22 protein-coding genes are annotated in these 24166 nt (G+C 68.7%); 9 read left to right on the forward strand and 13 right to left on the reverse strand.

Translation table 11 applies throughout. The features are described 5' to 3' along the window. Positions 1–55: 55 nt before the first annotated feature. The 3 genes from gatC to ACT53U_RS04935 form a co-directional block, all read right to left on the reverse strand. Positions 56–343, reverse strand: a complete 288-nt coding sequence (gene gatC / locus ACT53U_RS04925; RefSeq protein WP_476138086.1) for an Asp-tRNA(Asn)/Glu-tRNA(Gln) amidotransferase subunit GatC — start codon at positions 341–343, stop codon at positions 56–58. Positions 344–544: 201 nt separating this feature from the next. Beyond that, on the reverse strand, positions 545–922 hold the full coding sequence (locus tag ACT53U_RS04930) for a hypothetical protein (protein ID WP_476153250.1): 378 nt from the start codon (positions 920–922) through the stop codon (positions 545–547). Positions 923–1166: 244 nt separating this feature from the next. Continuing rightward, positions 1167–1865 (reverse strand): alpha/beta fold hydrolase, encoded by a 699-nt coding sequence (locus ACT53U_RS04935; RefSeq protein ID WP_476153252.1) that lies wholly within the window; start codon positions 1863–1865, stop codon positions 1167–1169. 289 nt (positions 1866–2154) lie between these two features. Here ACT53U_RS04935 and ACT53U_RS04940 point away from each other — a divergent pair, with 289 nt between their 5' ends. Both ACT53U_RS04940 and ACT53U_RS04945 read left to right on the forward strand, forming a co-directional pair. Next, positions 2155–3756 carry a DEAD/DEAH box helicase gene (locus ACT53U_RS04940; RefSeq protein ID WP_476153254.1) on the forward strand — a complete coding sequence of 534 codons (1602 nt, stop codon included), beginning with the start codon at positions 2155–2157 and terminating at the stop codon, positions 3754–3756. Between the two features lie 371 nt (positions 3757–4127). Further along, positions 4128–5192, forward strand: coding sequence for a GGDEF domain-containing protein (locus ACT53U_RS04945; protein WP_476153256.1), 1065 nt, complete (start codon positions 4128–4130; stop codon positions 5190–5192). Positions 5193–5270: 78 nt separating this feature from the next. Here the strand turns inward: ACT53U_RS04945 and ACT53U_RS04950 are convergent, their stop codons facing one another. From ACT53U_RS04950 to gyrA, 3 genes are all read right to left on the reverse strand, one after another. Beyond that, a complete protein-coding gene (locus ACT53U_RS04950; protein ID WP_476153257.1) occupies positions 5271–5828 on the reverse strand; it encodes a peptidylprolyl isomerase in 558 nt (185 codons plus the stop codon). A gap of 41 nt (positions 5829–5869) precedes the next feature. Then, positions 5870–6370, reverse strand: coding sequence for a pantetheine-phosphate adenylyltransferase (gene coaD, locus ACT53U_RS04955; protein ID WP_476153259.1), 501 nt, complete (start codon positions 6368–6370; stop codon positions 5870–5872). 179 nt (positions 6371–6549) lie between these two features. After that, positions 6550–9300, reverse strand: coding sequence for a DNA gyrase subunit A (gyrA, locus tag ACT53U_RS04960; RefSeq protein ID WP_476153260.1), 2751 nt, complete (start codon positions 9298–9300; stop codon positions 6550–6552). Positions 9301–9586: 286 nt separating this feature from the next. Between gyrA and ACT53U_RS04965 the strand changes: the two genes are divergently transcribed. Together ACT53U_RS04965 and ACT53U_RS04970 are read left to right on the forward strand one after the other, a co-directional pair. Beyond that, entirely contained in the window at positions 9587–10213 is a 627-nt protein-coding gene (locus ACT53U_RS04965; protein WP_476153262.1) for a MarC family protein, read from the forward strand. A 151-nt stretch (positions 10214–10364) separates the two neighbouring features. After that, positions 10365–10562 (forward strand): hypothetical protein, encoded by a 198-nt coding sequence (locus ACT53U_RS04970; protein ID WP_476153264.1) that lies wholly within the window; start codon positions 10365–10367, stop codon positions 10560–10562. A 6-nt stretch (positions 10563–10568) separates the two neighbouring features. Here the strand turns inward: ACT53U_RS04970 and ACT53U_RS04975 are convergent, their stop codons facing one another. Next, positions 10569–11165 (reverse strand): single-stranded DNA-binding protein, encoded by a 597-nt coding sequence (locus ACT53U_RS04975; protein WP_476153265.1) that lies wholly within the window; start codon positions 11163–11165, stop codon positions 10569–10571. Positions 11166–11578: 413 nt separating this feature from the next. Here ACT53U_RS04975 and uvrA point away from each other — a divergent pair, with 413 nt between their 5' ends. Beyond that, positions 11579–14551, forward strand: coding sequence for an excinuclease ABC subunit UvrA (gene uvrA, locus ACT53U_RS04980; protein WP_476153267.1), 2973 nt, complete (start codon positions 11579–11581; stop codon positions 14549–14551). A gap of 590 nt (positions 14552–15141) precedes the next feature. Here uvrA and ACT53U_RS04985 read toward each other — a convergent pair. Next, positions 15142–15840, reverse strand: coding sequence for a hypothetical protein (locus ACT53U_RS04985; protein ID WP_476153269.1), 699 nt, complete (start codon positions 15838–15840; stop codon positions 15142–15144). 150 nt (positions 15841–15990) lie between these two features. Here ACT53U_RS04985 and trmFO point away from each other — a divergent pair, with 150 nt between their 5' ends. After that, complete coding sequence (trmFO, locus tag ACT53U_RS04990) at positions 15991–17427, forward strand: methylenetetrahydrofolate--tRNA-(uracil(54)-C(5))-methyltransferase (FADH(2)-oxidizing) TrmFO (protein ID WP_476153271.1); 1437 nt, start codon at positions 15991–15993, stop codon at positions 17425–17427. 3 nt (positions 17428–17430) lie between these two features. Here trmFO and ACT53U_RS04995 read toward each other — a convergent pair whose 3' ends face one another. The 5 genes from ACT53U_RS04995 to yajC form a co-directional block, all read right to left on the reverse strand. After that, positions 17431–18393 (reverse strand): phytoene/squalene synthase family protein, encoded by a 963-nt coding sequence (locus tag ACT53U_RS04995; RefSeq protein ID WP_476153273.1) that lies wholly within the window; start codon positions 18391–18393, stop codon positions 17431–17433. Positions 18394–18408: 15 nt separating this feature from the next. Then, entirely contained in the window at positions 18409–18795 is a 387-nt protein-coding gene (locus ACT53U_RS05000) for an Mth938-like domain-containing protein (protein WP_476153275.1), read from the reverse strand. Further along, positions 18792–19733, reverse strand: coding sequence for a protein translocase subunit SecF (secF, locus tag ACT53U_RS05005; protein WP_476153276.1), 942 nt, complete (start codon positions 19731–19733; stop codon positions 18792–18794). The genes ACT53U_RS05000 and secF overlap by 4 nt, the downstream gene beginning before the upstream one ends. A 21-nt stretch (positions 19734–19754) precedes the next feature. Beyond that, positions 19755–21356, reverse strand: coding sequence for a protein translocase subunit SecD (gene secD / locus ACT53U_RS05010; protein WP_476153278.1), 1602 nt, complete (start codon positions 21354–21356; stop codon positions 19755–19757). A gap of 118 nt (positions 21357–21474) precedes the next feature. Beyond that, positions 21475–21819, reverse strand: coding sequence for a preprotein translocase subunit YajC (gene yajC, locus ACT53U_RS05015; RefSeq protein WP_476153280.1), 345 nt, complete (start codon positions 21817–21819; stop codon positions 21475–21477). A gap of 232 nt (positions 21820–22051) precedes the next feature. Here yajC and ACT53U_RS05020 point away from each other — a divergent pair, with 232 nt between their 5' ends. Genes ACT53U_RS05020 through ruvX form a run of 3 tightly spaced genes read left to right on the forward strand, consistent with a single transcriptional unit; the run spans position 22052 to position 24101 of the window. Beyond that, a complete protein-coding gene (locus ACT53U_RS05020) occupies positions 22052–22990 on the forward strand; it encodes an ATP-binding protein (protein WP_476153281.1) in 939 nt (312 codons plus the stop codon). 36 nt (positions 22991–23026) lie between these two features. After that, positions 23027–23560 carry a DinB family protein gene (locus ACT53U_RS05025; RefSeq protein WP_476153283.1) on the forward strand — a complete coding sequence of 178 codons (534 nt, stop codon included), beginning with the start codon at positions 23027–23029 and terminating at the stop codon, positions 23558–23560. Between the two features lie 7 nt (positions 23561–23567). Next, entirely contained in the window at positions 23568–24101 is a 534-nt protein-coding gene (ruvX, locus tag ACT53U_RS05030) for a Holliday junction resolvase RuvX (RefSeq protein ID WP_476153284.1), read from the forward strand. The last annotated feature ends 65 nt before the right edge of the window (positions 24102–24166 follow it).

Genomic DNA, 24166 nt, shown 5'->3' on the forward strand with positions numbered 1-24166 from the left:
GGGCGGAAATCCATCTGATGGGTCAAGCGGGAGGATCGGCGGGCATTCGCCCGGATCACTCGACCACCTTGGGAACGACGAAGAAGTCGTCTTCGGAGAGCGGCGCGTTGGCCGTCACCTTCTTCGGGATACCGCCGTCGGTGACGACGTCGGCGCGCTTCTTCATGGCGATGGGGACGATCGAGGTCAGCGGCTCGACGTCGGAGACGTCCAGCTCGGAGAGTTGCTCGACGAAGCCGAGGATCGAATTGAGTTCGCCCTGGAGCTTGTCCACCTCCTCTTCGGCGACGCGGATGCGCGCGAGATGGGCGACGCGGACGACGGTCGAACGATCGACGGACATGAGAACCTCGGGAACCACGGAAGACATCGGGAAGGCGCGCGAACCCGCGGGGTCGCGACGCGTGGCCGTTTCTAACACCCGCCGGAAGGGACGCGCAATCGCCGCGACCGCGGGCCGACGCCGCGTCCGCGTCGGGGGCCGAAAACAAAAACGCCCCGGACCGGCCGGGGCGTTCTCGGATCGACGACGAGCGTCGAAGGATCACTGCAGATCGGCCGACGTGGTGTCCGACTTGCGATTGTACTTGATGGTGATCTTGGACACGGCGCAGAGGTCGATGCCCTTCCAGTAGGCGGCCGAATCGTCGTCGGCATAGACGACCTTCAGGTCCCACTTGCAGGTCTTGTCGGCGCGCGAGAACCTGATCTCCCAGGCGTCGCCGTCGCTCAGCACGTCCTTGCCGAGCACGTCCTCTTCCCAGTCGTCCGACTTCGAGGGCGAAACGAAGACATGCGAAATGTCGTAGCCGGTCTTGTTGACGAGTTCGAAGTCCTGGCGGGCGTCGGCGGCCGAAACAGGAGCAGTGAAAGCGAACGACAGGCCGAGAGCGGCGACGGCCGCGACGATGAACTTCTTCATGGGTCCTCCTCCCGCGGCGTCGGAGACGCATCGCGGACCACGTGACGTCGACATGCGGCCGCCGAACTGGTCGAGCCGGACGTCGAAGGCCCATCAAGGGGTTACGAGACGGAAACGTCAACGGCATGAGCGCCGGAATCTGCCGAAATCACAAGCAGATTACGTAAATGGACGGATGACCTGGAATATCAGCGCCCGACGGTTGCCGCACACCGGTCATACCGACCGATGCGCGCCGTCGCCATCAGCCTTCCAACCAGTCGCGCAGCACCTCCGTCACCGCGTCGGGCGCCTCGAGCGGCGACAGGTGGCCGGCGCCCGGCACCACGACGAGGCGGGCGCCGGGGATGCGCTCGGCCATGTCGTGGGCGAGATCGGGCGGGGTGAGCTGATCGTCGGCGCCGACGATCACCGTCGTCGGGCACGAAACCGCGGCGAGCGACGGGCGGCTGTCGATGCGGGTCAGGATCGCCTTCTGCTGGCGCACGAAGGCGTGCGCGCCGGTGGCGTCGGCCATGGCGCGGACGGTGGCCTGCAGGCCCACGTCGTCGAGGCGGGCGGGGGCGACGAGGCGGGGATATTGCATGGCGGCGATCTTGGCGAAGCCGCCGCGCTCGGTGATGTCGATCAGCTGGCGGCGGACCTCGGACTGTTCCGGCGCATCGGCGTCGGCGCGGGTGTCGAGGAGACAGAGGCGACCGACGCGTTCGGGCGCGACCCGCAGGATCTCCATCGCGACGTAGCCGCCCATCGACAGGCCGGCGAGAGCGAAGCGCGGCGGGGCGGCGGCGAGGATGGCGGCGGCGATGGCGGCGATCGTCTCGGCGCTTCCGTGGTCGGCGACCATGACGGCCCGTCCGGCCCCGAGCGCCGCGACCTGATCGGCCCAGAGAGCGGCGGTGCAGTTGAGACCGGGGATCAACAGTAGCGGAAGCTTCGTCATGTCGTTCTCCTCGATGGAACCGGCCGGCGCGCGGCACCCGCGTCACACCCGGCGGAGGACCCGTCGTCGCCTCGCGTCAATAAACGCGAGCGAACGTCTCGGCAAATCTCGACCCTACTCGACGGAGAGGGGCGAATCAGTTTGACTTTCTCGCGACCTCGTCTATTTTTCCGGCCGAGATCTCGCACTGCACAAAGATTCTGCCCGCGGACCTCGCTTCTCGTCGAGACGCCAGCAACCGTGCGCGTCGCGGGACGACCAGGTCGCAATCCCGGGCCCGATGGACAACATGACCTTCAACGAACTCGGACTCTCCGACAAAGTCCTCGCGGCCGTCGAAGCGGCCGGCTATTCCACCCCGACGCCGATTCAGGCTCAGGCCATCCCGATGGTCCTCGAACTGAAGGACGTCTGCGGCATCGCCCAGACCGGCACGGGCAAGACCGCCGCCTTCGTGCTGCCGATGCTGACCCGCCTCGAGCAGGGCCGCGCCCGGGCGCGCATGCCGCGCACCCTGATCCTCGAGCCGACGCGCGAACTCGCCGCGCAGGTCGAGGAGAACTTCGACAAGTACGGCATCAACCACAAGCTCAACGTCGCGCTGCTGATCGGCGGCGTGTCGTTCGATGAACAGCTGAAGAAGCTCGATCGCGGCGTCGACGTGCTGATCGCCACGCCCGGCCGTCTGCTCGACCTGTTCGGTCGCGGCCGCCTGCTGATGTCCGGCGTCGAGATCCTCGTCATCGACGAGGCCGACCGCATGCTCGACATGGGCTTCATCCCGGACATCGAGAAGATCTGCAAGCTGATCCCGCCGTCGCGCCAGACGATGATGTTCTCGGCGACCATGCCGCCCGAGATCCAGCGCCTCGCCGACCTGTTCCTGCGCAACCCGGTCCGCATCGAGGTGGCCAAGCCGGCCTCGACCGCCAAGACCGTGTCGCAGTTCCTGGCCGCCGCCGGCCGCGAACCGCAAGACAAGCGCGACGTGCTGCGCCGACTGATCCGCTCGGCCGAAGACCTGAAGAACGGTATCATCTTCTGCAACCGCAAGCGCGACGTGCAGGTCGTCTGGCGCAGCCTCGAGAAGCACGGCTTCTCGGTCGGCGCGCTGCACGGCGACATGGAACAGCGCGCCCGCATGGCGATGCTCGACGGCTTCCGCGGCAACAAGCTGACGCTGCTCGTCGCCTCCGACGTGGCGGCGCGCGGCCTCGACATCCCGGACGTCTCCCACGTCTTCAACTACGACGTCCCGATCCATTCCGAGGACTACGTCCACCGCATCGGCCGCACCGGCCGCGCCGGGCGCTCGGGCACCGCGATCACGCTGGTCACCGAGCTCGACGGCAAGCATCTCGCCGCCATCAAGAAGCTGACCGGCGACGAGATCTCGTGGATCGGACCGACGCTCGATGAACTGCCGCCGAGCGAAGGCACGTCCCGCAGCCACGACGGCGAACGCCGCGGCCGGGGTCCTGCGCGCGGTGGACGCGGCGAGGCGCGCGAGGACGGCCGTCGTCGTGACGGACGCCGCAGCAGCCCGCGTCGCGAAGAGGCCGAGACCGTCACCGCGACCGCCGGCGAGGAAGCCGCCGCTCCGGCACCGCGTCGCGAGAAGGCGCCCCGCACGAGCGAGACCCCGCGCACCGAGGCGCCCCGCGCCGAGCGCAAGAGCTCGCGCGGCGAGGCCGGCGGCGAACGCAGGTCGGCGCGTCCCGAGGGCGGCCGCGTGCCGCGTCCGGGCGACGACCTCGGCCCGGTGCGGGCCGGCGATCGCTTCGCGGCCCGACGCGGCCGCGACGAGGACGGCGGCGAGGAGACGCCGGTCGGTCTGGGCGATCACGTCCCGGCCTTCCTGCTGCGCCCGGTTCGGGCAGGGCGCTCCTGACACGACGAGTGCGTTGCGCCATGTCCGACATTACGCATTTTCGGCGTATCCGGACGATGGCGCATGCGCTGGACGCAATGCACAACCATGCCGCCGCAACGCACCGTTGCGGCGGTGTTGCATTTGGCCCCGGCGATGCTCGATCGCATCTCGAGAACACTTTGTCGCAACCGCTCTCTTCCTGAGATCAATGGTCGGATGAATCACCGGCAACGCGTCGCCAGCGGTGCTTCTTCCAGCGAGGACTACTCTTCCCTCGATTGTTTCTTTACCCTGGATTAAGCGATTCCTGCGATTCTGCGCCGGTGTCGTTCAGGGGAGTGACGGCATCGAATTCGGCTGCTGGTCGGCCGGGCGGGAGAGCTGGACCGATGACGGACAGGGACGATTTCAAGCGGACGATCGTCTACGGTGAGAACGCCGTCGGCCACATCCGCAAGAACGAGCTCCCCGCCTATCCTCGCAACTACGAGCTCTGGTACACCTACGCCGCGGGCTTCAATCACGCCCTCAACAAGTCGATCAACGAGATCATCCGCTCGCGCGGCAAGATCACCGCATCCGAGATCGATCACCTCTACGACCAGTTCGTGGCACCGGCGCGGATCGGCGAACGGATCGACGACGTCGGCGGGCGCCTGAGCCGCGAGATCGCCGGTGTCGCCGGCATGCTCGAGACGCAGATGGCCTCGACCGCGGTCTATTCGACCTCGCTCGGCGAGGCACAGGCGGCGCTTGCGGGCGCCCGCGACGGCGAATCGATCGAGACCATCGTCAGCGGACTGATCGACGCGACGCGCGACACCGTGTCGGCCAATCGGCAGCTCGAGCAGCAACTCGTCGAATCGCGTCGCCAGATCACCGAGCTGCAGGAGAGCCTCGAGGCGATCCGTTACGAGAGCCTCGTCGACGATCTGACCACGCTCGCCAATCGCAAGCATTTCGACCAGTCGCTGGAGCGGATGAACGACGAGGCGGCCCATTCGGGGCAGCCCTTCTCGCTGCTCTTCACAGACATCGACCATTTCAAGAACTTCAACGACACCTATGGCCACCAGACCGGCGATCAGGTGCTCAGGCTCGTCGCGCTGGCGGTGAAGCAGAACATCAAGGGCCAGGACATCGCCTTCCGCTACGGTGGCGAGGAGTTCGCGGTGATCCTGCCGCGCACGCCGATGGACCAGGCGGTGATCGTCGCCGAGCACATCCGCGAGGCGGTCTATTCCAAGGAGCTGGTCAAGCGCTCGACGGGCGAGAACCTCGGCCGCATCACCATCTCGATCGGCATCGCCGAATGGCGGCCGTCGGACCATTCCGCTTCGATGATCGAGCGCGCCGACACCTGCCTCTATGCCGCCAAGAAGGGCGGACGCAACCAGGTCCGCTGGACCGTCGAGGCCGCGACCGACGGCAAGCGCGGCACCAGGGTCGCCTGATCCGACCGTCTCCGACACGACGCGAAAAAGCCCGGCCTCGCGGCCGGGCTTTCGCATTTTCGAAAAGGAGCGCGGCGCTCACTTCACGTCGGCGGCGACCTGGAGCTTCACGATCACGTCGGGACCGTCGACCATGCCGTTCAGTTCCTTCGGACCCTTCTTGATCTGGTCGACGAACTCCATGCCCGAGACGACCTCGCCGAAGGCGGTGTACTGGCCGTTCAGGAAGGCGCCGTCGGCGAACATGATGAAGAACTGCGAGTTGGCCGAGTTGGGGCTCGACGCACGCGCCATGCCGAGCGTACCGCGCTGGAACGGCATCGGGTTGAACTCGGCCGGCAGGTTCGGCAGGTCCGAGCCGCCGGAGCCGTCGCCCTTGGGGTCGCCGGTCTGGGCCATGAAGCCGGCGATGACGCGGTGGAACTTGAGCCCGTCGTAGAAACCGCGGCGAGCGAGGAACTTGATGCGCTCGACGTGCTTGGGGGCGATGTCCGGGCGCAGGCGGATGACGACCTTGCCCGACTTCAGCGTCAGGATCAGCTGGTTCTCGCGATCGTCGGCCGCGGGGCCGGCGGCGCGGGCGGTGGCGGCGAAGGGCAGTGCCGCGAGCGCGGCGAGGAGGGTTCTACGAAGCAAGGCACGTACTCCGGATGGGCCGACGGCGTCGGCGAGAAGGGTCAGGACGCGGACGCGAACCGCTCGGCGAGGCGTCGGGCGACGCTCTCGGGGGCGAAGGGCCGCACGTCGCCGCCCATCGCCGCGATCTGACGGACGAGCGTGGCGGTGATGTGGCGGACGCCGGGGGAAGCCGGCAGGAAGAGCGTGCGGATCGTCGGCGCCATGGCGCCGTTCATGCCGGCCATCTGCATCTCGTAGTCGAGATCGGTGCCGTCGCGCAGGCCGCGGACGATGGCGACCGCGCCGACGCGCCGCGCCGCCTCGACCACCAGATCGGAGAAGGCGACGACGTCGACGCGAGCCTGATCGACGCCGAGCGCCTCGACCGTCTCGCGAATCATCGTGACGCGCTCGTCGAACTCGAACAGCGGCTTCTTGCCCGGATGGACGCCGATCGCCACAACCACACGGTCGGCGAGATCGAGCGCCTGGGCGAGCACGTCGACATGGCCGTTGGTGACCGGGTCGAAGGAACCCGAATAGAGAAAAGTCCGGCTCATGCGCGTCGTCTCGCCTCCCCTCGCCGGCACCGTTCGTTCGCGGCGCGTCGGATGACTGTCTTAGGCCCAAACCCCGTCGGGCTCAACGCGCCGTACCCCGTGTCGACCGCCCGAGACGACGAAACCCGCCCGCGGAGATCCGCGAGCGGGTTCCATGTCGTCGTCGGGTCCGCCGAGGATCAGACCTCGGCGTCGCCCTCACCCGCCTCGCCGTCGCCGATGTCCGTGTCGTCGCCGGTCTCGTCGTCGCGGATGCGCTCGACGGAGACGACGCGTTCGGCGTCGGCCGTGTTGAAGACGATGACGCCCTGGGTGGAGCGGCCGGCGACGCGGATGCCGTCGACCGGGCAGCGGATCAGCTGACCGCCGTCGGTCACCAGCATGATCTGGTCGGCGTCCTCCACCGGGAAGGAGGCGACCAGCTTGCCGTTGCGCGGGCCGGTCGACATGGCGACGATGCCCTTGCCGCCGCGTCCCGTCGTCCGATACTCGAAGGACGAGGTGCGCTTGCCGTAGCCGTTCTCCGAGATCGTCAGAACGAACTGCTCGGAGGCCGACATGGCGGCGTAGCGCTCCATGTCGAGCTGACCGGTGCCGGCCGTGGTCTCCTCGTCGGAGCCGCCTTCCGCCTCGGTCTCGCCGCGCATCAGGCGCGCCTGCTTGAGGTAGAGCGAGCGCTCGTCGGAATCGGCCTCGAAGTGGCGCAGGATCGCCATCGAGATGATGGTGTCGTCGTCGGCGAGCGAGATGCCGCGCACGCCCATCGAATCGCGACCCTTGAAGACGCGGACCTCGGGGACGGGGAAGCGGATGCACTGGCCGAGCGCCGTGGTCAGCAGGACGTCGTCGTTCTCGGTGCAGGTGTCGACGCCGACGATGCCCTCGCCCTCGTCGAGCTTCATGGCGATCTTGCCGTTGCGGTTCACCTGGGTGAAGTCCGACAGGGCGTTGCGGCGGACCGAACCCGACGTGGTGGCGAACATCACGTCGAGCGTCGCCCACTCGCCCTCGTCCTCCGGCAGCGGCAGGATCGAGGTGATGCGTTCGCCGGCTTCGAGCGGGAACATGTTGACCAGCGCCTTGCCGCGCGCCTGCGGCGCCGCCAGAGGCAGACGCCACACCTTGGTCTTGTAGACCTGACCACGCGACGAGAAGAACAGGATCGGCGTGTGGGTCGAGGCGACGAACAGGCGGACGACGAAATCCTCGTCCTTGGTCGCCATGCCCGAACGGCCCTTGCCGCCGCGACGCTGCGCCCGATAGGTCGACAGCGGCACGCGCTTGATCCAGCCGGCGTGGGTGACCGTCACCACCATGTCCTCGCGGGCGATCAGGTCCTCGTCGTCGACGTCGCCGGCGACGTCGAGGATCTCGGTCTTGCGCGGGGTGGCGAACTCGGCCTTCACCTCGGCGAGCTCGTTCTTGATGATCGTGAGCATGCGCTCGCGCGAGGCGAGGATCTCGAGATAGTCGGCGATCTCGGCGGCGAGCTTCTCGAGCTCCTCGGCGATCTCGTCGCGACCGAGAGCCGTCAGGCGCTGCAGGCGCAGGTCGAGGATGGCGCGGGCCTGTTCCTCGGAGAGCTTGTAGGTGCCGTCCGCCGCCACGACGTGACGCGGGTCGGCGATCAGCTCGATCAGCGGCGCCATGTCCTTGGCGGGCCAGGCGCGCTCCATCAACTGGGCGCGCGCGGTCGCGGGATCCGGCGCGGCGCGGATCAGGCGGATGACCTCGTCGATGTTGGCGACCGCGATGGCGAGGCCGACCAACACGTGGGCGCGGTCGCGCGCCTTGTTGAGCAGGAAGCGGGTGCGCCGGCCGATCACCTCCTCGCGGAAGGCGACGAAGGCGACCAGCATGTCCTTGAGAGTCATCAACTGCGGGCGGCCGGCATTGAGCGCCACGAAGTTGCAGCCGAAGGTCGATTGGAGCTGGGTGAAGCGATAGAGCTGGTTCAGCACCACGTCCGACATGGCGTCGCGCTTCAGCTCGATCACCACCCGGTAGCCGTCACGGTCGGATTCGTCGCGAACCTCGGCGATGCCTTCGATCTTCTTCTCGCGCACCAGTTCGCCGATGCGCTCCACCATCGAGGCCTTGTTGACCTGATAGGGGATGTCGGAGATCACGATCGCCTCGCGGCCGCCGCGCGCGATCTCGGTCTTGACCCGGCCGCGCATGGTGACCGAGCCGCGGCCGGCGGCATAGGCCGAGCGGATGCCGGCGCGACCGAGGATGACGCCGCCGGTCGGGAAGTCCGGGCCGGGGACGATCTCCGTCAGTTCCTCGATCGACATCTCGGGACGGTCGATGAGGGCGATCGTCGCGTCGATCACCTCGCCGAGATTGTGCGGCGGGATGTTGGTCGCCATGCCGACGGCGATGCCGCCGGCGCCGTTGGCCAGAAGGTTGGGGAAGCGCGCCGGGAGCACCATCGGCTCGCGCTCGGTGTTGTCGTAGTTCGACTGGAAGTCGACGGTGTCCTCGTCGATGTTCTCGAGCAGCTTGTGGGCCGGCTTGGCGAGACGCACTTCGGTGTATCGCATGGCCGCGGCGCTGTCGCCGTCGACCGAGCCGAAGTTGCCCTGGCCGTCGACCAGCGGCAGGCGCATCGAGAAGTCCTGCGCCATGCGCACCAGCGCGTCGTAGACCGCCTGGTCGCCGTGCGGATGGTACTTACCGATGACGTCGCCGACGACGCGGGCCGACTTGCGATAGGCCTTGTTCCAGTCGTAGCCGTTCTCGTGCATCGAGAAGAGGATGCGTCGATGCACGGGCTTCAGACCGTCGCGGACGTCGGGCAGCGCGCGGCTCACGATCACGCTCATGGCGTAATCGAGGTAGCTGCGCTTCATCTCGTCGGCGATGGAAATCGGCTTGATCTCGGAGGCGTCGCCGCCGCCGATGGGGGTATCGTCTCGACCGGACAAAGGTGTCTCTTTCCCTCTCGCGAACGGGCGCGAATCTCTGCTTCGAAATCACGACCGGACAGTCGCGTCGGAATACACGATTTCGCCTCGAAAAGCCAATCGAAGGGCCGGATTTTCAAGGAAGATCGGCTTTGACGGAACGAGTTTCCCCGCCATTTCGGGCACCATTCGGGCAAAGACGTCGGGGCGGTGGAAAACACCCCGCGCAAAGCCTCGCGCGGCGCCCTCCGCCCCCTCGGAAGCGACCTCCCGGCATGCTAGAACCGGCCGAACCCGAGGGACCGCCATGCTCGATTACCTGCTCGAAGCCTTCGTCACGCTGTTCGTGACGGTCGATCCCCTCGGGCTCGCGCCGCTCTTCATCGGGCTCACCGCCGGCATGGGGCCGAAGGACCGACGGCAGGTGGCGCTGAGGGCGACGTCGATCGCCACCGCGGTGCTGATCGTGTTCGCGCTCGCCGGCGGCAAGCTGCTGGCGTTGCTCGGCATCTCGCTGCCGTCCTTCCGCATCGCCGGCGGTCTGCTGCTGTTCTCGACCGCGTTTCAGATGGTCTTTTCGCAGAAGGAGCCGCGCGACAAGTCGGACGCCGACCGCGCCGTGACGCTCGATCACATTCGCGACATCGCCGCCTTCCCGCTGGCGATCCCGCTGCTCGCCGGCCCCGGCGCGATCTCGGCCTCGATCCTCGCCGCCTCCAAGGCGCCGTCGATGACGGCGTTCGCCGGCTTCATCGGCCTGATCGTCGCGGTGATGGGCATCGGCCTCGCGGTCTTCCTGCTCGCCGACCCGATCGACAAGCGCATCGGCGAGACCGGCCGCGTCGTCATCGGCCGCCTGCTCGGCCTGCTGCTGGCAGCACTCGCCGTCCAGTTCGTCGCCGACGGCATCCGCGCGATCATTGCCGGCGGGTGAGGCGGGAGGGGCAGCGAGGCGCACCGCCACCGAACCACGTGCTTCTGGGGATTTCGCGGCGCAGCCGCGCTCCGTGCTCCCTTCGGGTCTCTTTGCACCATTCGGCCGAGCCGAGTTCGACGCCGTGCGTGATGCTTCGAGACGGGCGCCCATGGGCGCCCTCCTCAGCATGAGGCGTTTGTCTTTCCTGGGAAATCTCCAGAACCTCATCCTGAGGAGCGCCGCAGGCGCGTCTCGAAGGATCGAGCACGGCGCCGATCCGGACCTCATCGAAGCGGCGCGCACGAAAACGCCCGCCGGAACCAAGGGCTCGGGCGGGCGCCAAAAGATCGATCGATGGATCGCGTGATCCCGATCAGAACGGGATCTCGTCGTCCATGTCGGAGGCCGGGGGCGGGTTGTAGCCGCCGCGGGCGCCGCCGGCGCCGCCCGACGCACCGCCGCTCGCCGACGCGCCGCGACCGCCGCCGTAGTTGCTGCGACCGCCACCGGAACCGCCGGCGCCGCCGCCCCAGCCGCCGCGCTCGCCGCCGCCGAAGTCGTCGCCGCCGCCAAAGTCACCGCCGCCGCCACCAGCGGCCGCGCCGCCACGGCCGCCGCCGGGACCGTCGAGCATGGTCAGGGTCGAGTTGAAGCCCTGCAGCACGACCTCGGTCGAATAGCGCTTCTGGCCCTGCTGGTCTTCCCATTCGCGGGTCTGGAGCTGGCCCTCGAGATAGACCTTCATGCCCTTCTTCAGGTACTGCTCGCAGACCTTGGCGAGGCCCTCGTTGAAGATCACCACGCGGTGCCACTCGGTCTTCTCGCGGCGCTCGCCGGAATTGCGGTCGCGCCAGCTCTCCGACGTCGCGATCCGCAGGTTGACGATCGGGCGACCGTCCTGGGTGCGGCGAATTTCGGGATCGGCGCCGAGATTGCCGACGAGAATGACCTTGTTGACGCTTCCGGACATCGCTTCCTCCTCGGCAAACCGGCCGTCGGCTTCCTGGGCGCCCACGACGGCGCCACCACGGGCGCGGCCGCGCGCCGGACGAGCCGGGCTGAGACCCCACCCTTAGCCCGTCGCGATCACGATCGCGACGCCCTCACCCACCGCACGGCGCAGCGGGCGGTGTTTTTCCACAACAGTCGGCGCGAACAGAGCCGATCCGCGCCCTCCGCCGTGGTCACGCGCGCGTCGTGCTCTAGACTGGGTCTCGAGACACCGTCTCGCCGCCGGGAACGGGCTTGCATCCGTTCTTGTTGTGTTCTATTCCGAGCACGGCGGAAACGCAAGACGGATTCCCGATGGTCCGGCAGCGATCGATCGGCGCCCGCGGGCGACGAGACGGCTCGTCCGGCACGACCCGAGCGGCAGGAGCGACGATGAGCGAGCCGAAGGCGAAGCCCGGCAGGAAAAACGGTGCAGCCGCGCCCAGCGGCGAGGCGGCGACGCGCGAAGCCGCCTCGATCGCGACGCGGCAGCTGTTCGACCATGCCCGCACGACGATCTCGATCCGCGGCGCGCGCGAGCACAATCTGAAGAACGTCGATCTCGACCTGCCGCGCGACAGCCTGGTGGTGATGACCGGCCTCTCCGGCTCGGGCAAGTCGTCGCTCGCCTTCGACACGATCTATGCCGAGGGTCAGCGCCGCTACGTCGAGAGCCTCTCGGCCTATGCCCGCCAGTTCCTCGAGATGATGCAGAAGCCGGACGTCGACCAGATCGACGGCCTGTCGCCCGCCATCTCGATCGAACAGAAGACGACGTCGAAGAACCCGCGCTCGACGGTCGGTACCGTCACCGAGATCTACGACTACATGCGCCTGCTGTTCGCGCGCATCGGCGTGCCCTATTCGCCGGCGACCGGCCTGCCGATCGAGAGTCAGACGGTCAGCCAGATGGTCGACCGGGTGCTGGCCCTGCCCGAGGGCACGCGGCTCCTGCTCCTCGCCCCCGTCGTGCGCGGGCGAAAGGGCGAATATCGCAAGGAACTTCAAGACTTCCAGAAGAAGGGCTTCCAGCGCGTCAAGGTCGACGGGACGCTCTACGAGATCTCCGAGGCCCCTGCCCTCGACAAGAAGCTGAAGCACGACATCGAGGTGGTGGTCGACCGCATCGTGGTGCGCGGCGATCTCGCCACCCGCCTCGCCGACAGTTTCGAGACGGCGCTCGGGCTCGCGGAGGGCATCGCGTTTGCCGAATTCGTCGACGAGAAGGACGACAAGGGCGCGCCGAAGCGGCTGGTCTTCTCCGAGAAGTTCGCCTGTCCGGTCTCCGGCTTCACCATCGCCGAGATCGAGCCGCGGCTCTTTTCCTTCAACAACCCGTTCGGCGCGTGCCCGACCTGCGGCGGCCTCGGCTCGGAGCAGAAGATCGATCCGGAACTGGTCGTCCCCGACGTGTCGCTGAGCCTCGCCAAGGGGGCGATCGCACCCTGGGCGAAGTCGGCCTCGCCCTTCTACGGACAGACGCTCGAGGCGCTGGCCAAGCACTACGGCTTCGCCATGACGACGCCGTGGCGCGACCTGCCGGAGGTCGCCCACAAGGTGATCCTGTGGGGGACGGGGCGCGAGGCGATCGAGTTCGCCTACGACGACGGCCTCAGGCACCATAAGACGCGCAAGACCTTCGAGGGCCTGATCCCGAACTTCGAGCGGCGCTGGCGCGAGACCGAGAGCGAGTGGTCGCGCGAGGAGATCGAGCGCTATTTCGCCACCACCCCCTGCCGCGACTGCGGCGGCCATCGGCTGAAGCCGGAAGCGCTGGCGGTGAAGATCGACGGGCGCCACATCGGCGAGGTCTCGGCGCTGTCGATCCGCGCGGCGCTGCCGTGGTTCCTCGGCCTGCCGGAGCGGCTGACGGCCAAACAGAACGAGATCGCCGCCCGCATCCTCAAGGAGATCCGCGAGCGGCTGCAGTTCCTCGACGACGTCGGTCTCGACTATCTGACGCTCGCCCGCAATTCCGGCACGCTGTCGGGCGGCGAGAGCCAGCGTATTCGTCTCGCCTCGCAGATCGGCTCGGGGCTCACCGGCGTGCTCTACGTCCTCGACGAGCCGTCGATCGGCCTGCACCAGCGCGACAACGAGCGCCTGCTCGAGACGCTGAAGCACCTGCGCGACCTCGGCAACACCGTCATCGTCGTCGAGCACGACGAGGACGCCATCCTCGCCGCCGACTATGTCGTCGACGTCGGCCCCGGCGCCGGCATCCACGGCGGCGAGATCGTCGCGCGCGGCACTCCGGCCGAGGTGATGGCCGATCCGAACTCGTTGACCGGCAAGTACCTCTCCGGCGTGCTCGAGGTGGCGGTGCCGAAGAAGCGGCGGCGCGTCGATCCGGACCGGGCGATCAAAGTCGTCGGCGCGCGCGGCAACAATCTGAAGAACGTCACGGCGGAGATCCCGATGGGGGTCTTCACCTGCATCACCGGCGTCTCGGGCGGCGGCAAGTCGACCTTCCTGATCGACACGCTGTTCCGCGCGGTCGCCCGCAAGCTCAACGGATCGAAGGAAAATCCGGCGCCGCACGAGCGCATCGAGGGGCTCGAGCTGCTCGACAAGGTGATCGACATCGATCAGTCGCCGATCGGCCGCACGCCGCGTTCGAACCCCGCGACCTATACCGGTGCCTTCACGCCGATCCGCGAATGGTTCACCGGTCTGCCGGAGGCGAAGGCGCGCGGCTACGGGCCGGGGCGGTTCTCGTTCAACGTCAAGGGCGGGCGCTGCGAGGCCTGTCAGGGCGACGGCGTCATCAAGATCGAGATGCACTTCCTGCCGGACGTCTACGTCACCTGCGACACCTGCAAGGGCAAGCGCTACAACCGCGAGACGCTCGAGGTGACGTGGAAGGGCAAGTCGATCGCCGACGTGCTCGACATGACGGTCGACGAGGGCTGCGAGTTCTTCGCCGCCATGCCGGGGATCCGCGACAAGCTCGAGACGCTGTCGCGCGTCGGGCTGGGCTACATCCACATCGGCCAGCAGGCGACAACCCTGTCGGGCGGCGAGGCGCAGCGCGTGAAGCTGTCGAAGGAACTGGCGCGCCGCTCCACGGGCCGCACGCTCTACATCCTCGACGAACCGACCACCGGCCTCCACTTCCACGACGTGGCCAAGCTGCTCGAGGTGCTGCACGAGCTGGTCGACCAGGGCAACACAGTCGTCGTCATCGAGCACAATCTCGAGGTGATCAAGACCGCCGACTGGCTGGTCGACCTCGGCCCCGAGGGCGGCGACGGCGGCGGCGAGATCGTCGCGGTCGGCCGGCCCGAGGACGTCGCGGCCGAGCCGCGCAGCCACACCGGACGCTTCCTCGCCGACCTCCTGAAGCGGCGGCCGGGCAAGCGCTGAAACGGGGCCGAACGCGGCGCGCGCGCCGCGCCGATGGGCGTCGCGGGGGCCTTCACGATCCCGCGAGCCCCTCGGACATCGCGGCTCCCATGGGCATCGCCCACGCCGGCGGCATGGCGCGAAAGACGGCGGTTTTCGCCGCTTTCCACGCTTTCCTATACGAAAAAGTCATACGTTGTTTACGAGCCATGCGTTTTCGCATGAGCGGCATGCGATCATGGCTCTATTTGGGACAGGGCGTCTGTCCTATCCTCTTTCGTGTCGGACGGGCGGTCACCTCCCAGATCGCTCTTCGGCATTTGGAATCGAATTCGGGTCCAGGCATCTCCTCCCTGCCGGATCCGACGACCGGACGAGCTCTCCTCCCTGCTCGGATCGGTTTCGAGCGCCCGCCGGCTCCTCCTCCCTCCGGCGGGCGCCTCGATTCCGGGGGTCCGCCGGCGCCGTCCGCCCCTCCTCCCGCTCCCTTTCCCCCAGACCGTCGCCGACCGATCGGCCGCGATGCCGCACGTCCGCCCGGCTCGGTGCCGACGCGAAGAGGCCGCGGACGCTCACGCGCCGCGGCCTTGGAGACGGACGGTGTCGATCGATCAGGAGACCGGGTCGACGTAGGCGAGCGAGAACCAGGTCTCCAGCGGCATGACGTCGATCGGATCGCCGCTGTCGCGCATCCAGCTGTCGGCGACCCAGTCGATGCCGGTGGTCTTGTCGGTCATCACCGCGGTGGCGTGGGCATAGAGGAAGGCGCCGCGCGATTCCGGCCGGCGGACGTGGTGATACTTGAGGAAGCCGTTGCGCTCGAGCCAGACGAGCAGTGTCGTGGTGTTGGTCGCCTCGTCGATACAGTCGGTCTGACCGAGGACGTGGGCGTCCTTCAACTCCGAACCGCGGCGATCCGGCGGACCGCCCAGCTGCGGCGCGGCGTAGCTCTCCCAGAACTGGTCGGCGAGATCGACGGCGTGGCGTTCGGCGTCGGGCGAGTTCGCCTTGGCGAAGAGCGCCGACAGCGTGGCCCGCTGATCGGAGCCGAAGGCGATCGGCGTCTTGAACTCGCACCCGAAGCCGTGGCAGTAGGCCAGCCGATCACCGTGCGGCAGGGCCGCACCGCGCTCGTCGAACCAGCGCGAGACGCCGCCGTCGATCGCCGCACGCGGGGCGATCGAGCCGGTGGCGATGCCGTCGGTCTCCTCGACCAGCGCCATCTTCTGGTAGGGCGTGTCGCCGCCCGTCTTGCAGCCCGCAAGTCCCAGCGCGATCAGCAGGGCGGGAACGATCTTGGCGGCCGACATCGTATCTCCCGTTCGAATCGAGCGAATCAACGAATTTCGACGACCAATTAGGAGGGTTTTCCACAGCCCGGAAACAGGCAATTTTTGCCGATGCGGCGCGATTGTCCCCGACTCTTGTCCACAGGGGCGGGGAAGTGCTAGCACCCGGGGATGAAGACCTTCGATCAAGTCCTTTCGCCCGTTCACGTCGTCGGCGGCGGCCTCGCCGGTTCGGAAGCCGCCTGGGCGCTCGCGTCGCGCGGCGTACCCGTCGTTCTGCACGAGATGCGGCCGGTGCGTTCGACCGAGGCGCACGCCACCGACCGGCTCGGCGAGCTCGTCTGCTCCAATTCGCTGCGCTCCGACGACGCCGAGACCAACGCCGTCGGCGTGCTCCATGCCGAGCTGCGCGCCTGCGGTTCGCTGGTGATGCGGGCGGCCGACGCCCATCAGGTGCCGGCCGGCGGCGCGCTGGCGGTCGACCGCGAGGGTTTCGCGGCCGCCATCACCGAGGCCCTCGAGGCCCATCCGCTGATCGAGATCCGCCGCGAGGAGATCGACGGCCTGCCCGATCCCGCCTGGGACAGCGTGATCGTCGCCTCCGGCCCCCTCACCTCGCCGGCGCTGGCCGCGGCGATCGCCGGCCTCACCGGCGAGACGCAGCTCGCCTTCTTCGACGCGATCGCGCCGATCGTCCATCTCGACAGCGTCGACATGTCGATCTGCTGGATGCAGTCGCGCTACGACAAGGCGGGCCCCGGCGGCACCGGCGCCGACTATCTCAACTGCCCGATGAACAAGGAGCAGTACGAGGCCTTCGTCGACGCCCTGCTCGAGGGCGAGAAGGTGTCGTTCAAGGGCTGGGAGGCCTCGACGCCCTATTTCGACGGCTGCCTGCCGGTCGAGGTGATGGCGGAACGCGGCCGCGAGACGCTGCGCCACGGGCCGATGAAGCCGGTCGGCCTCACCAACGCGCACGAGCCGACGGTGAAGCCCTATGCCATCGTCCAGCTGCGCCAGGACAATGCCTTCGGCACGCTGTGGAACCTCGTCGGCTTCCAGACCAAGCTCAAGCACGCCGAGCAGGTCCGGGTGTTCCGGATGATCCCCGGCCTCGAGAAGGCGGAGTTCGCCCGGCTCGGCGGGCTCCATCGCAACACCTATCTCAACTCGCCGGTGCTGCTCGGACCGACGCTGGCCTTGAAGAGCGAGCCGCGGCTGCGCTTCGCCGGCCAGATCACCGGCTGCGAGGGCTATGTCGAGAGCGCCGCGGTCGGCCATCTCGCCGGCCGCTTCGCCGCCGCCGAGCGGCTCGGGCGCACGCCCCTGCCGCCGCCGGCGACGACCGCGATGGGGGCGCTCCTCGGCCACATCACCGGCGGCCACGTCGCCGAGAGCGAGGCGGAACAGGCCGCCGGCAAGCCGCGCGCCTTCCAGCCGATGAACGTCAACTTCGGCCTCTTCCCGCCGATCGTCGCGCCGAAGGTCGACGCCGACGGGCGGCGCTACAAGGGCACGGAGAAGACGCAGGTGAAGAAGCGCGCGATGGCGGCCCGCGCCCGCGCCGATCTAGCCGCCTGGAACGCCGCGGAGAGCGGCGAGGCGTGAACCTCAGGCAGCGCCGCAGCGGGTGGCGGCGCCGGCGGCGCGCCACAGGCGCCAGATGCGCAGCCACGGGGCGAGCTCGGCGGAGCTGCGGAACGGGTCGTGATCGGCCCGCCCCATGCGATCGAGGATCGGCTCGGCCAGGCCGAGCGGCAGCAGCACGCACGCCGCCTCCGGCGGCACCGCGCGCACGTGGGCGCGCATCTCGGCGAGGTTGAAGCGGGCGCGATCGGCGACCTCGGCGAGGACCGCCTTCAGCCCCGGCGTCGAACGGCCGGCGAGGATGTCGGCACGGTCGACGCCATGGGCATCGAGCAGGTCCTGCGGCAGGAAGATCTGGCCGCGCGCAGCGTGGAAGGCGAAGGCGCGCAGGAGACCGGTCAGACCCCAGGCACGGCCGGCGGCGGTGAGCGCCGCCCCGGCCTCGGTCGAGACGTCGCGACCGGCGAGCACGTGGGCCATGAGTGCCGCGAGATCACCGGCGGTGTCGTCGCAATAGGTCTCGAGCTCGGGAACCGTCGGCATCGGATCGTCGTAGAGATCGAAGATCCGCGCCTCGAGCAGGCGGTCGAAGCGGTCGAGCGGCAGGCCGAAACGGGTGATGGCGTCGGCGAGACAGGCGGCGATCGGATGACCGGCCCCCTCGTCGCCACGCCGGCCGGCCAGCATGTCGGCCCACCAGCGCACGCGGACCTCGCCCGGCAGCGGATCGGAGACGACGTCGCGAATGCGGGCGATCTCGGCGGCGAAGGCGATCAGCGCATGGAGATGCGGCCGGCTGTCCGCGGGCGCCCACAGCGTCGCCCACCAGCGGTCGGGATCGTGGCGGCGCGCCAGATCGGCGACGACGGCGCGGGAGGCGGCGAGCCCGTCGCCCGCCGCAGTGCCCGACGGGGCATCGAGGGCGGGCGCGAGAGCGGCGGGATCGGGACGGGGCGAGAGGTCGGAGGTCGGCATGGGCCGGGACATAGGGTGCTTCCCGCCTCAGTCCACCGCCGTCAGCGCGGCGGCGACGCGACGCCCCTCGCCGAGCAGCACGTTCCAGGTGCGCAGCGCGTGGCCGGTCGCCATCGGATCGGCGGAGATGCCCAGTTCGCGGCAACGCTGTTTGAGCGCCGCGGGCAGCGGCACCAGATCGCGGCCGGTGCCGACCAGCAGGATGTCGATGCGATCGGCCTCTTCGAGCACCGCGGCGAGCGTAGCGGCGTCGTAGACCGGCGGCGTGCCGGGATCCCACGACCACATGCCCGAGGGCAGGCAGAGGAGCGAGCCGCGATGGCTCATGCCGCCGAAGCGGAAGCCACCGAGGCCGTAGCTCTCGATGGCCGCCGGTTGCGGCAGATGGCCGATGCGATCGGGTTCGTCGCTCACGCCTTGGCGGCCTTGGCGGCTTTGGCGGCCTCGCCGGTCTCACCGCCGCGGCGCAGGCCGAGAGCGAGGAGGAACGGCGCGGAGACGACGATCGACGAATAGGTGCCGACGGCGACGCCGACCACCAGGATGAAGGAGAAGCCGTGCAGCGCGTCGCCGCCGAAGACGAGCAGCGCGAGCGAGGCGATCATCACGGTGATCGAGGTGACGACGGTCCGCGACAGCGTCTCGTTGATCGACAGATCGATCAGCTCGACCATCGGCATCTTCTTGTACTTGCGCATCATTTCGCGCACGCGGTCGTAGATGACGACGGTGTCGTTGAGACTGTAGCCGACGATGGTCAGGATCGCCGCGAGGATCGGCAGGTCGAAGGGCACCTGGAAATAGGCCATGAAGCCCAGTGTCAGGATCACGTCGTGGATCGTCGTGGCGATGGCGCCGACGGCGAACTGCCATTCGAAGCGGAACCACAGATAGGCGAGGATCAGCCCCAGCGAGGCGACCACCGCCCAGACGGCACCCATCTTGAGGTCCTTGGAGACCGCCGGGCCGACCACCTCGGTGCGGCGGAACTCGTAGCTCGGGCCGAGGCCGAGGCGGACCTTCTCCACCGCCGCCTGCTGCGCGAGCTCGCCGCCGGGCTGTTCGCCGAGACGGATCATCACGTCGGTGCCGCCGCCGATGCCCTGGATCTGGGCGTCGCCGAGGCGCAGGCTCTCGATGGTGTGGCGGATCTGACCGAGATCGGCGGCGCCCTGGGTCTGACGCACCTCGATCAGCAGACCGCCGGTGAAGTCGATGCCGAAGTTGAAGCCCTTGGCCGCCCAGCCGACCAGCGACAGCACGACCAGGACGATCGCCAGCGGAACGGTGAAGCGGCGCGCCGCCATGAAGGGCAGCGACAGGCCGTCGGGAACGAGGCGAAGAAGTTTCATGGATCCGTTCTCCCCTCGATCTCAGATCGGCACGCGCGTGGGACGGGCCCAGCGCAGCCACTGCGTCACCATCAGACGGGTCACCGTCACGGCGGTGTAGAACGAGGCAACCGTCGAGACCGCCAGCGTCAGGGCGAAGCCCTTGATCGGACCGGTGCCCATGAAGAAGAGCACCAGCGCGGCGATGAGGTGGGTCGAGTTGGTGTCGGTGATGGTGGCGATGGCTCGGCGGAAGCCGATGTCGATCGAGGCCACCGGCGATTGGCCGAGCATCTGCTCTTCTCGAATACGCTCGTAGATCAGCACGTTGGCGTCGACCGCCATGCCGACGCCGAGCACGATGCCGGCGATGCCGGGCAGCGTCAGCGTCGCCTGGAACAGCGACAGGATGCCGATGGTGAAGAGCACGTTGACCACCACGCCGACGTTGGCGAAGAGGCCGAAGAGGCCGTAGTTCGCCAGCATGTAGAGGATGATGCCGACGACGCCGATCACCGCGGCGCGCTGGCCGGTGGCGATGGAGTCGGCGCCGAGACCGGCGCCCACGGTGCGTTCCTCGACGATGGTCAGCGTCGCCGGCAGAGCGCCGGCACGCAGCAGCAGGGCGAGCTCGTTGGCGCCCTGGACCGAGAAGTTGCCCGAGATCTGGCCCGAACCGCCGAGGATCGGCTCGCGGATGACGGGATAGGAGATCACGTCCTTGTCGAGCACGATGGCGAAGGCGCGGCCGACGTTGGCCTGCGACAGCTGGGCGAACTTCTGGGCGCCGGAGGTGTTGAAGCGGAAGGAGACCACCGCCTCGCCGGACTGCTGCGAGAAGCTCGCCTGGGCGTCGACCAACTCTTCGCCGGTCAGGATGGCGCGCTTCTGGATCAGCACCGGGACCGGCGGATCGTCCTTGGAATAGAGCACGTCGGTGTCCGGCGGGCGGGTGCCTTCCAGCACCTGCGGGCCGACCGCCTCGACCAGATGGAAGGTCAGGCGCGCGGTCTGCGACAGGATGTTCTTCAGCCCGCCGGTGTCGTGCAGGCCGGGAACCTGGACCAGCAGACGGTTGCCGCCCTGGCGCGCGATCACCGGCTCGGTGGTGCCGAGCTGGTCGACGCGGCGACGGACGACTTCCATCGACTGCTCGACGACGCGCCGCGAGCGGAACTCGAGGCCCTGCGGCGTCAGCGAGACGCGGAAGAGACCGCCCTCGCCGCGCGAGACCTCGGTGTCGACCACCTTGTTGCCGGCGAAGAGCGTGTCCGACAGCGTCTGGACGAGGCTCTGCAGCTTCTTCTCGGCGTCGTCGATGCGGGCGGCATCGGTGATGCGCACCTGCACCGTCGTGCCCTGGATGCCGAGACCGGTGTAGCCGATCTTGTCCTCGCGCAGGACGCGGCGGACATCGTCGCGCAGCACGTCGAGGCGTTCCTTCACCATCGCCTGGGTGTCGACCTCGAGCAGGAGGTGGGCACCACCCTGGAGGTCGAGGCCCAGCGTCAGCTGCCGATGCGGCAACCAGTTGGGAAGAGCGGCCAGCTGTTCGCGGCTCATGAAGTTGGGAGCCACGAGAAACAGCGACAGGACGACGGACGCCATGATCGCCCAGATCTTCCAGCGCGCGAAGTGAAGCATCGAAGAACGCCCTCGGAGTTCGGTGCGCACGGCCTCGGGCCGCCGCGATACGGCCGCCGCCCCGGGGGCGGCGGTCGCGAAACGTCCGCCGCCCGGATCGGGCGACGGACGGTCGAAATCACTCGTTGGCGGCCTTGACCGGCTCGCCCTTGGCGCGGACTTCGCCGATGGTGGAGCGCACCACGCGGATCTTCACGCCGTCGGCGATCTCGATCTCGACCTCGGTGTCGGTCACGACCTTGACCACCTTGGCAATGATGCCGCCGGAGGTCACCACCACGTCGCCGCGACGCAGGTTCTTGACCAACTCGTCGTGGGCCTTCTGGCGCTGGCGCTGCGGCCGGATGATCATCACCCACATGATGACGAGGATGAAGACGAAGGGCACCAGGGACATGATCACGTCCTGGGCGCCGCCCGAAGCGGCGGCTGCGCCTTGAGCGAAGGCGGGGGTCACGAACATCGTTTACTCCTCGAGGGCGGGAAGCGGTCGACCCGTCCGGGCGACCGTTCGACACGGCCGTGGCCCACGCGATCGACCTCGGGCGAGGTCGACCACACATGGGCATGCGAAATCGCTGCGACAAGGGGGATTCCCCGATCGCGGCCGGACTATAGCCGCCGCTCCGGTCTTTGCAAACGCCGTCGCCCGCGACGCGTTCCAGACGGCACCCGCGCGTGCTAAACCGGCTCGCATGCCGCATCATCGGAGCCACGCCGCCTTGTCCTCGTCATCGTCCTCGACCTCGCACGCCGCCGCGACCACCACCGATCTCGCCCCCCTGCTGGCGCGCATCGACGCCCTCGTGGCGCTCGTCGCCCGCGCCGTGCCGCCGGCGCCGATCGCCCCGGACTTCGACGCCGCGGAGGCCTTCGTCTGGTCCGGCCGCGAAGGTCGCCTCGTGCCGGTCGCCCGCGTCAACCGGGTCGAAATGAAGCTGCTCGAGGGCATCGACCGCGCCCGCGACCAGCTGACCGACAACACCCGCCGCTTCGCCCATGGCCTGCCGGCGAACAACGCGCTGCTGTGGGGGGCGCGCGGCATGGGCAAGTCGTCGCTGGTCAAGGCTGCGCATGCGACCGTCGCCGCCGAGACGGCGGCGGAGGGCCGGCCGGCGCTGAAGCTGGTCGAGATCCACCGCGAGGACATCGAGACGCTGCCGGCGCTGCTCGGCCTGCTCGCCCCCGACGCCCGCCGCTTCCTCGTCTTCTGCGACGATCTGTCGTTCGACGCCGGCGACACGTCCTACAAGTCGCTGAAGGCGGTGCTCGAGGGCGGCATCGAGGGACGGCCGGAGAACGTGCTGTTCTACGCCACCTCCAACCGCCGCCATCTGATGCCGCGCGAGATGATCGACAACGAGCGCTCGACCGCGATCAACCCGTCGGAGGCGACGGAGGAGAAGGTGTCGCTGTCCGATCGTTTCGGCCTGTGGCTGGGCTTCCACAAGTGCAGCCAGGACGACTATCTCGCCATGGTGCGCGGCTATGTCGCCCATCACCGGCTGACGATCGACGACGACACGCTGGTGCGCGACGCTCTCGAATGGGCGACGACGCGCGGTGCCCGCTCCGGCCGCACCGCCTGGCAATACGTGCAGGATCTCGCAGGGCGGCTCGGCGCGACGCTCTGAGGGCGGTTCGACCGGTATGGCACGAGGAGGCACACGATGACGCAGATCGCGCAGCTTCGGCTGATGGCCCGCTACAACGGCTGGATGAACGAGAGGCTCTACGACACCGCGGCGACGCTTCCCCCCGAAGCGATCGTCGCCGATCGCGGTGCCTTCTTCCGCTCGATCCTCGGTACGCTCGAGCATCTCGTCGTCGCCGACACGCTGTGGCTGAAGCGCTTCGCCGACCATCCGGCCGGCAGCCCGCTCGCCGCCGTGCGCGACCTGCCGATGCCGACGTCGCTCGACCAGATCCAGTTCGGCGCGCTCGCCCCGCTTCGCGAGCGGCGCGGGCTCCTCGACCGGATGATCGAGGGATGGCTCGCCGAGCTCGATCCGAAGGCGCTCGAAACCGTGCTCTCCTACCGCAACAGCCGCGGCGAGCCCCATGCCAAGGAACTCGGCCTGGTGCTCGCCCATTTCTTCAATCATCAGACCCATCACCGCGGACAGGCGACGACGCTGCTGACCCAGGCCGGCGCGGAGGTCGGGCCGACCGATCTGGTGCTGCTCGTCCCCGCGGCGATCTGAGGCACCCATGGCCAAGATCGAACCGACCCTTCCGCTCGCCGAGCTCTTCGCGAGCCTCCCGGCCGCCGCCCGCGTGCTGGGGCTCGACCTCGGCACCAAGACGATCGGGCTGGCGTTGTCCGACCTCGGCCGCCGCATCGCCACGCCGATGGAGACGATCCGGCGGCGGAAGTTCACCCTCGACGTCGCCGAGCTTCTGGCGATCTGCGAGAAGCAGGACGTGCGGGCGCTGATCTTCGGTCTGCCGCTCAACATGGACGGCTCGGAAGGCCCGCGCGCCCAGGCGACGCGCGCCTTCGTCCGGACGCTCCGGCCGCTGACCGACCTGCCGATCGGCTACTGGGACGAGCGGCTCTCGACCACCGCGGTGACGCGGACGCTGCTCGAGGCCGACACCTCGCGCGCCAAGCGGGCGGAGGTCGTCGACAAGATGGCGGCGAGCTTCATCCTCCAGGGCGCACTCGACCGGATGCAGACGGACGCCCGCCGCATCCGCGAGGCGGCGGAAGAGGCCGCGATGCGGGCGGAGTCGGAGGGGTAAGACGAGGACTTCCGCACGACTTCTCCGCCCCCTTCGCACGCCGTGCGATGATCGCTTCCGCATGA

The sequence above is a fragment of the Pinisolibacter sp. DMC19 genome, assembly GCF_056313985.1.

What these genes read in the sequence shown, in the direction of transcription:
- gatC (WP_476138086.1), bottom strand. Translation starts at nt 343, where the DNA reads ATGTCCGTCGATCGTTCGACCGTCGTCCGCGTCGCCCATCTCGCGCGC.
- ACT53U_RS04930 (WP_476153250.1), bottom strand. Translation starts at nt 922, where the DNA reads ATGAAGAAGTTCATCGTCGCGGCCGTCGCCGCTCTCGGCCTGTCGTTC.
- ACT53U_RS04935 (WP_476153252.1), bottom strand. Translation starts at nt 1,865, where the DNA reads ATGACGAAGCTTCCGCTACTGTTGATCCCCGGTCTCAACTGCACCGCC.
- ACT53U_RS04940 (WP_476153254.1), top strand. Translation starts at nt 2,155, where the DNA reads ATGACCTTCAACGAACTCGGACTCTCCGACAAAGTCCTCGCGGCCGTC.
- ACT53U_RS04945 (WP_476153256.1), top strand. Translation starts at nt 4,128, where the DNA reads ATGACGGACAGGGACGATTTCAAGCGGACGATCGTCTACGGTGAGAAC.
- coaD (WP_476153259.1), bottom strand. Translation starts at nt 6,370, where the DNA reads ATGAGCCGGACTTTTCTCTATTCGGGTTCCTTCGACCCGGTCACCAAC.
- ACT53U_RS04965 (WP_476153262.1), top strand. Translation starts at nt 9,587, where the DNA reads ATGCTCGATTACCTGCTCGAAGCCTTCGTCACGCTGTTCGTGACGGTC.
- ACT53U_RS04970 (WP_476153264.1), top strand. Translation starts at nt 10,365, where the DNA reads ATGGGCGCCCTCCTCAGCATGAGGCGTTTGTCTTTCCTGGGAAATCTC.
- ACT53U_RS04975 (WP_476153265.1), bottom strand. Translation starts at nt 11,165, where the DNA reads ATGTCCGGAAGCGTCAACAAGGTCATTCTCGTCGGCAATCTCGGCGCC.
- uvrA (WP_476153267.1), top strand. Translation starts at nt 11,579, where the DNA reads ATGAGCGAGCCGAAGGCGAAGCCCGGCAGGAAAAACGGTGCAGCCGCG.
- ACT53U_RS04985 (WP_476153269.1), bottom strand. Translation starts at nt 15,840, where the DNA reads ATGTCGGCCGCCAAGATCGTTCCCGCCCTGCTGATCGCGCTGGGACTT.
- trmFO (WP_476153271.1), top strand. Translation starts at nt 15,991, where the DNA reads ATGAAGACCTTCGATCAAGTCCTTTCGCCCGTTCACGTCGTCGGCGGC.
- ACT53U_RS04995 (WP_476153273.1), bottom strand. Translation starts at nt 18,393, where the DNA reads ATGTCCCGGCCCATGCCGACCTCCGACCTCTCGCCCCGTCCCGATCCC.
- secF (WP_476153276.1), bottom strand. Translation starts at nt 19,733, where the DNA reads ATGAAACTTCTTCGCCTCGTTCCCGACGGCCTGTCGCTGCCCTTCATG.
- secD (WP_476153278.1), bottom strand. Translation starts at nt 21,356, where the DNA reads ATGCTTCACTTCGCGCGCTGGAAGATCTGGGCGATCATGGCGTCCGTC.
- yajC (WP_476153280.1), bottom strand. Translation starts at nt 21,819, where the DNA reads ATGTTCGTGACCCCCGCCTTCGCTCAAGGCGCAGCCGCCGCTTCGGGC.
- ACT53U_RS05020 (WP_476153281.1), top strand. Translation starts at nt 22,052, where the DNA reads ATGCCGCATCATCGGAGCCACGCCGCCTTGTCCTCGTCATCGTCCTCG.
- ACT53U_RS05025 (WP_476153283.1), top strand. Translation starts at nt 23,027, where the DNA reads ATGACGCAGATCGCGCAGCTTCGGCTGATGGCCCGCTACAACGGCTGG.
- ruvX (WP_476153284.1), top strand. Translation starts at nt 23,568, where the DNA reads ATGGCCAAGATCGAACCGACCCTTCCGCTCGCCGAGCTCTTCGCGAGC.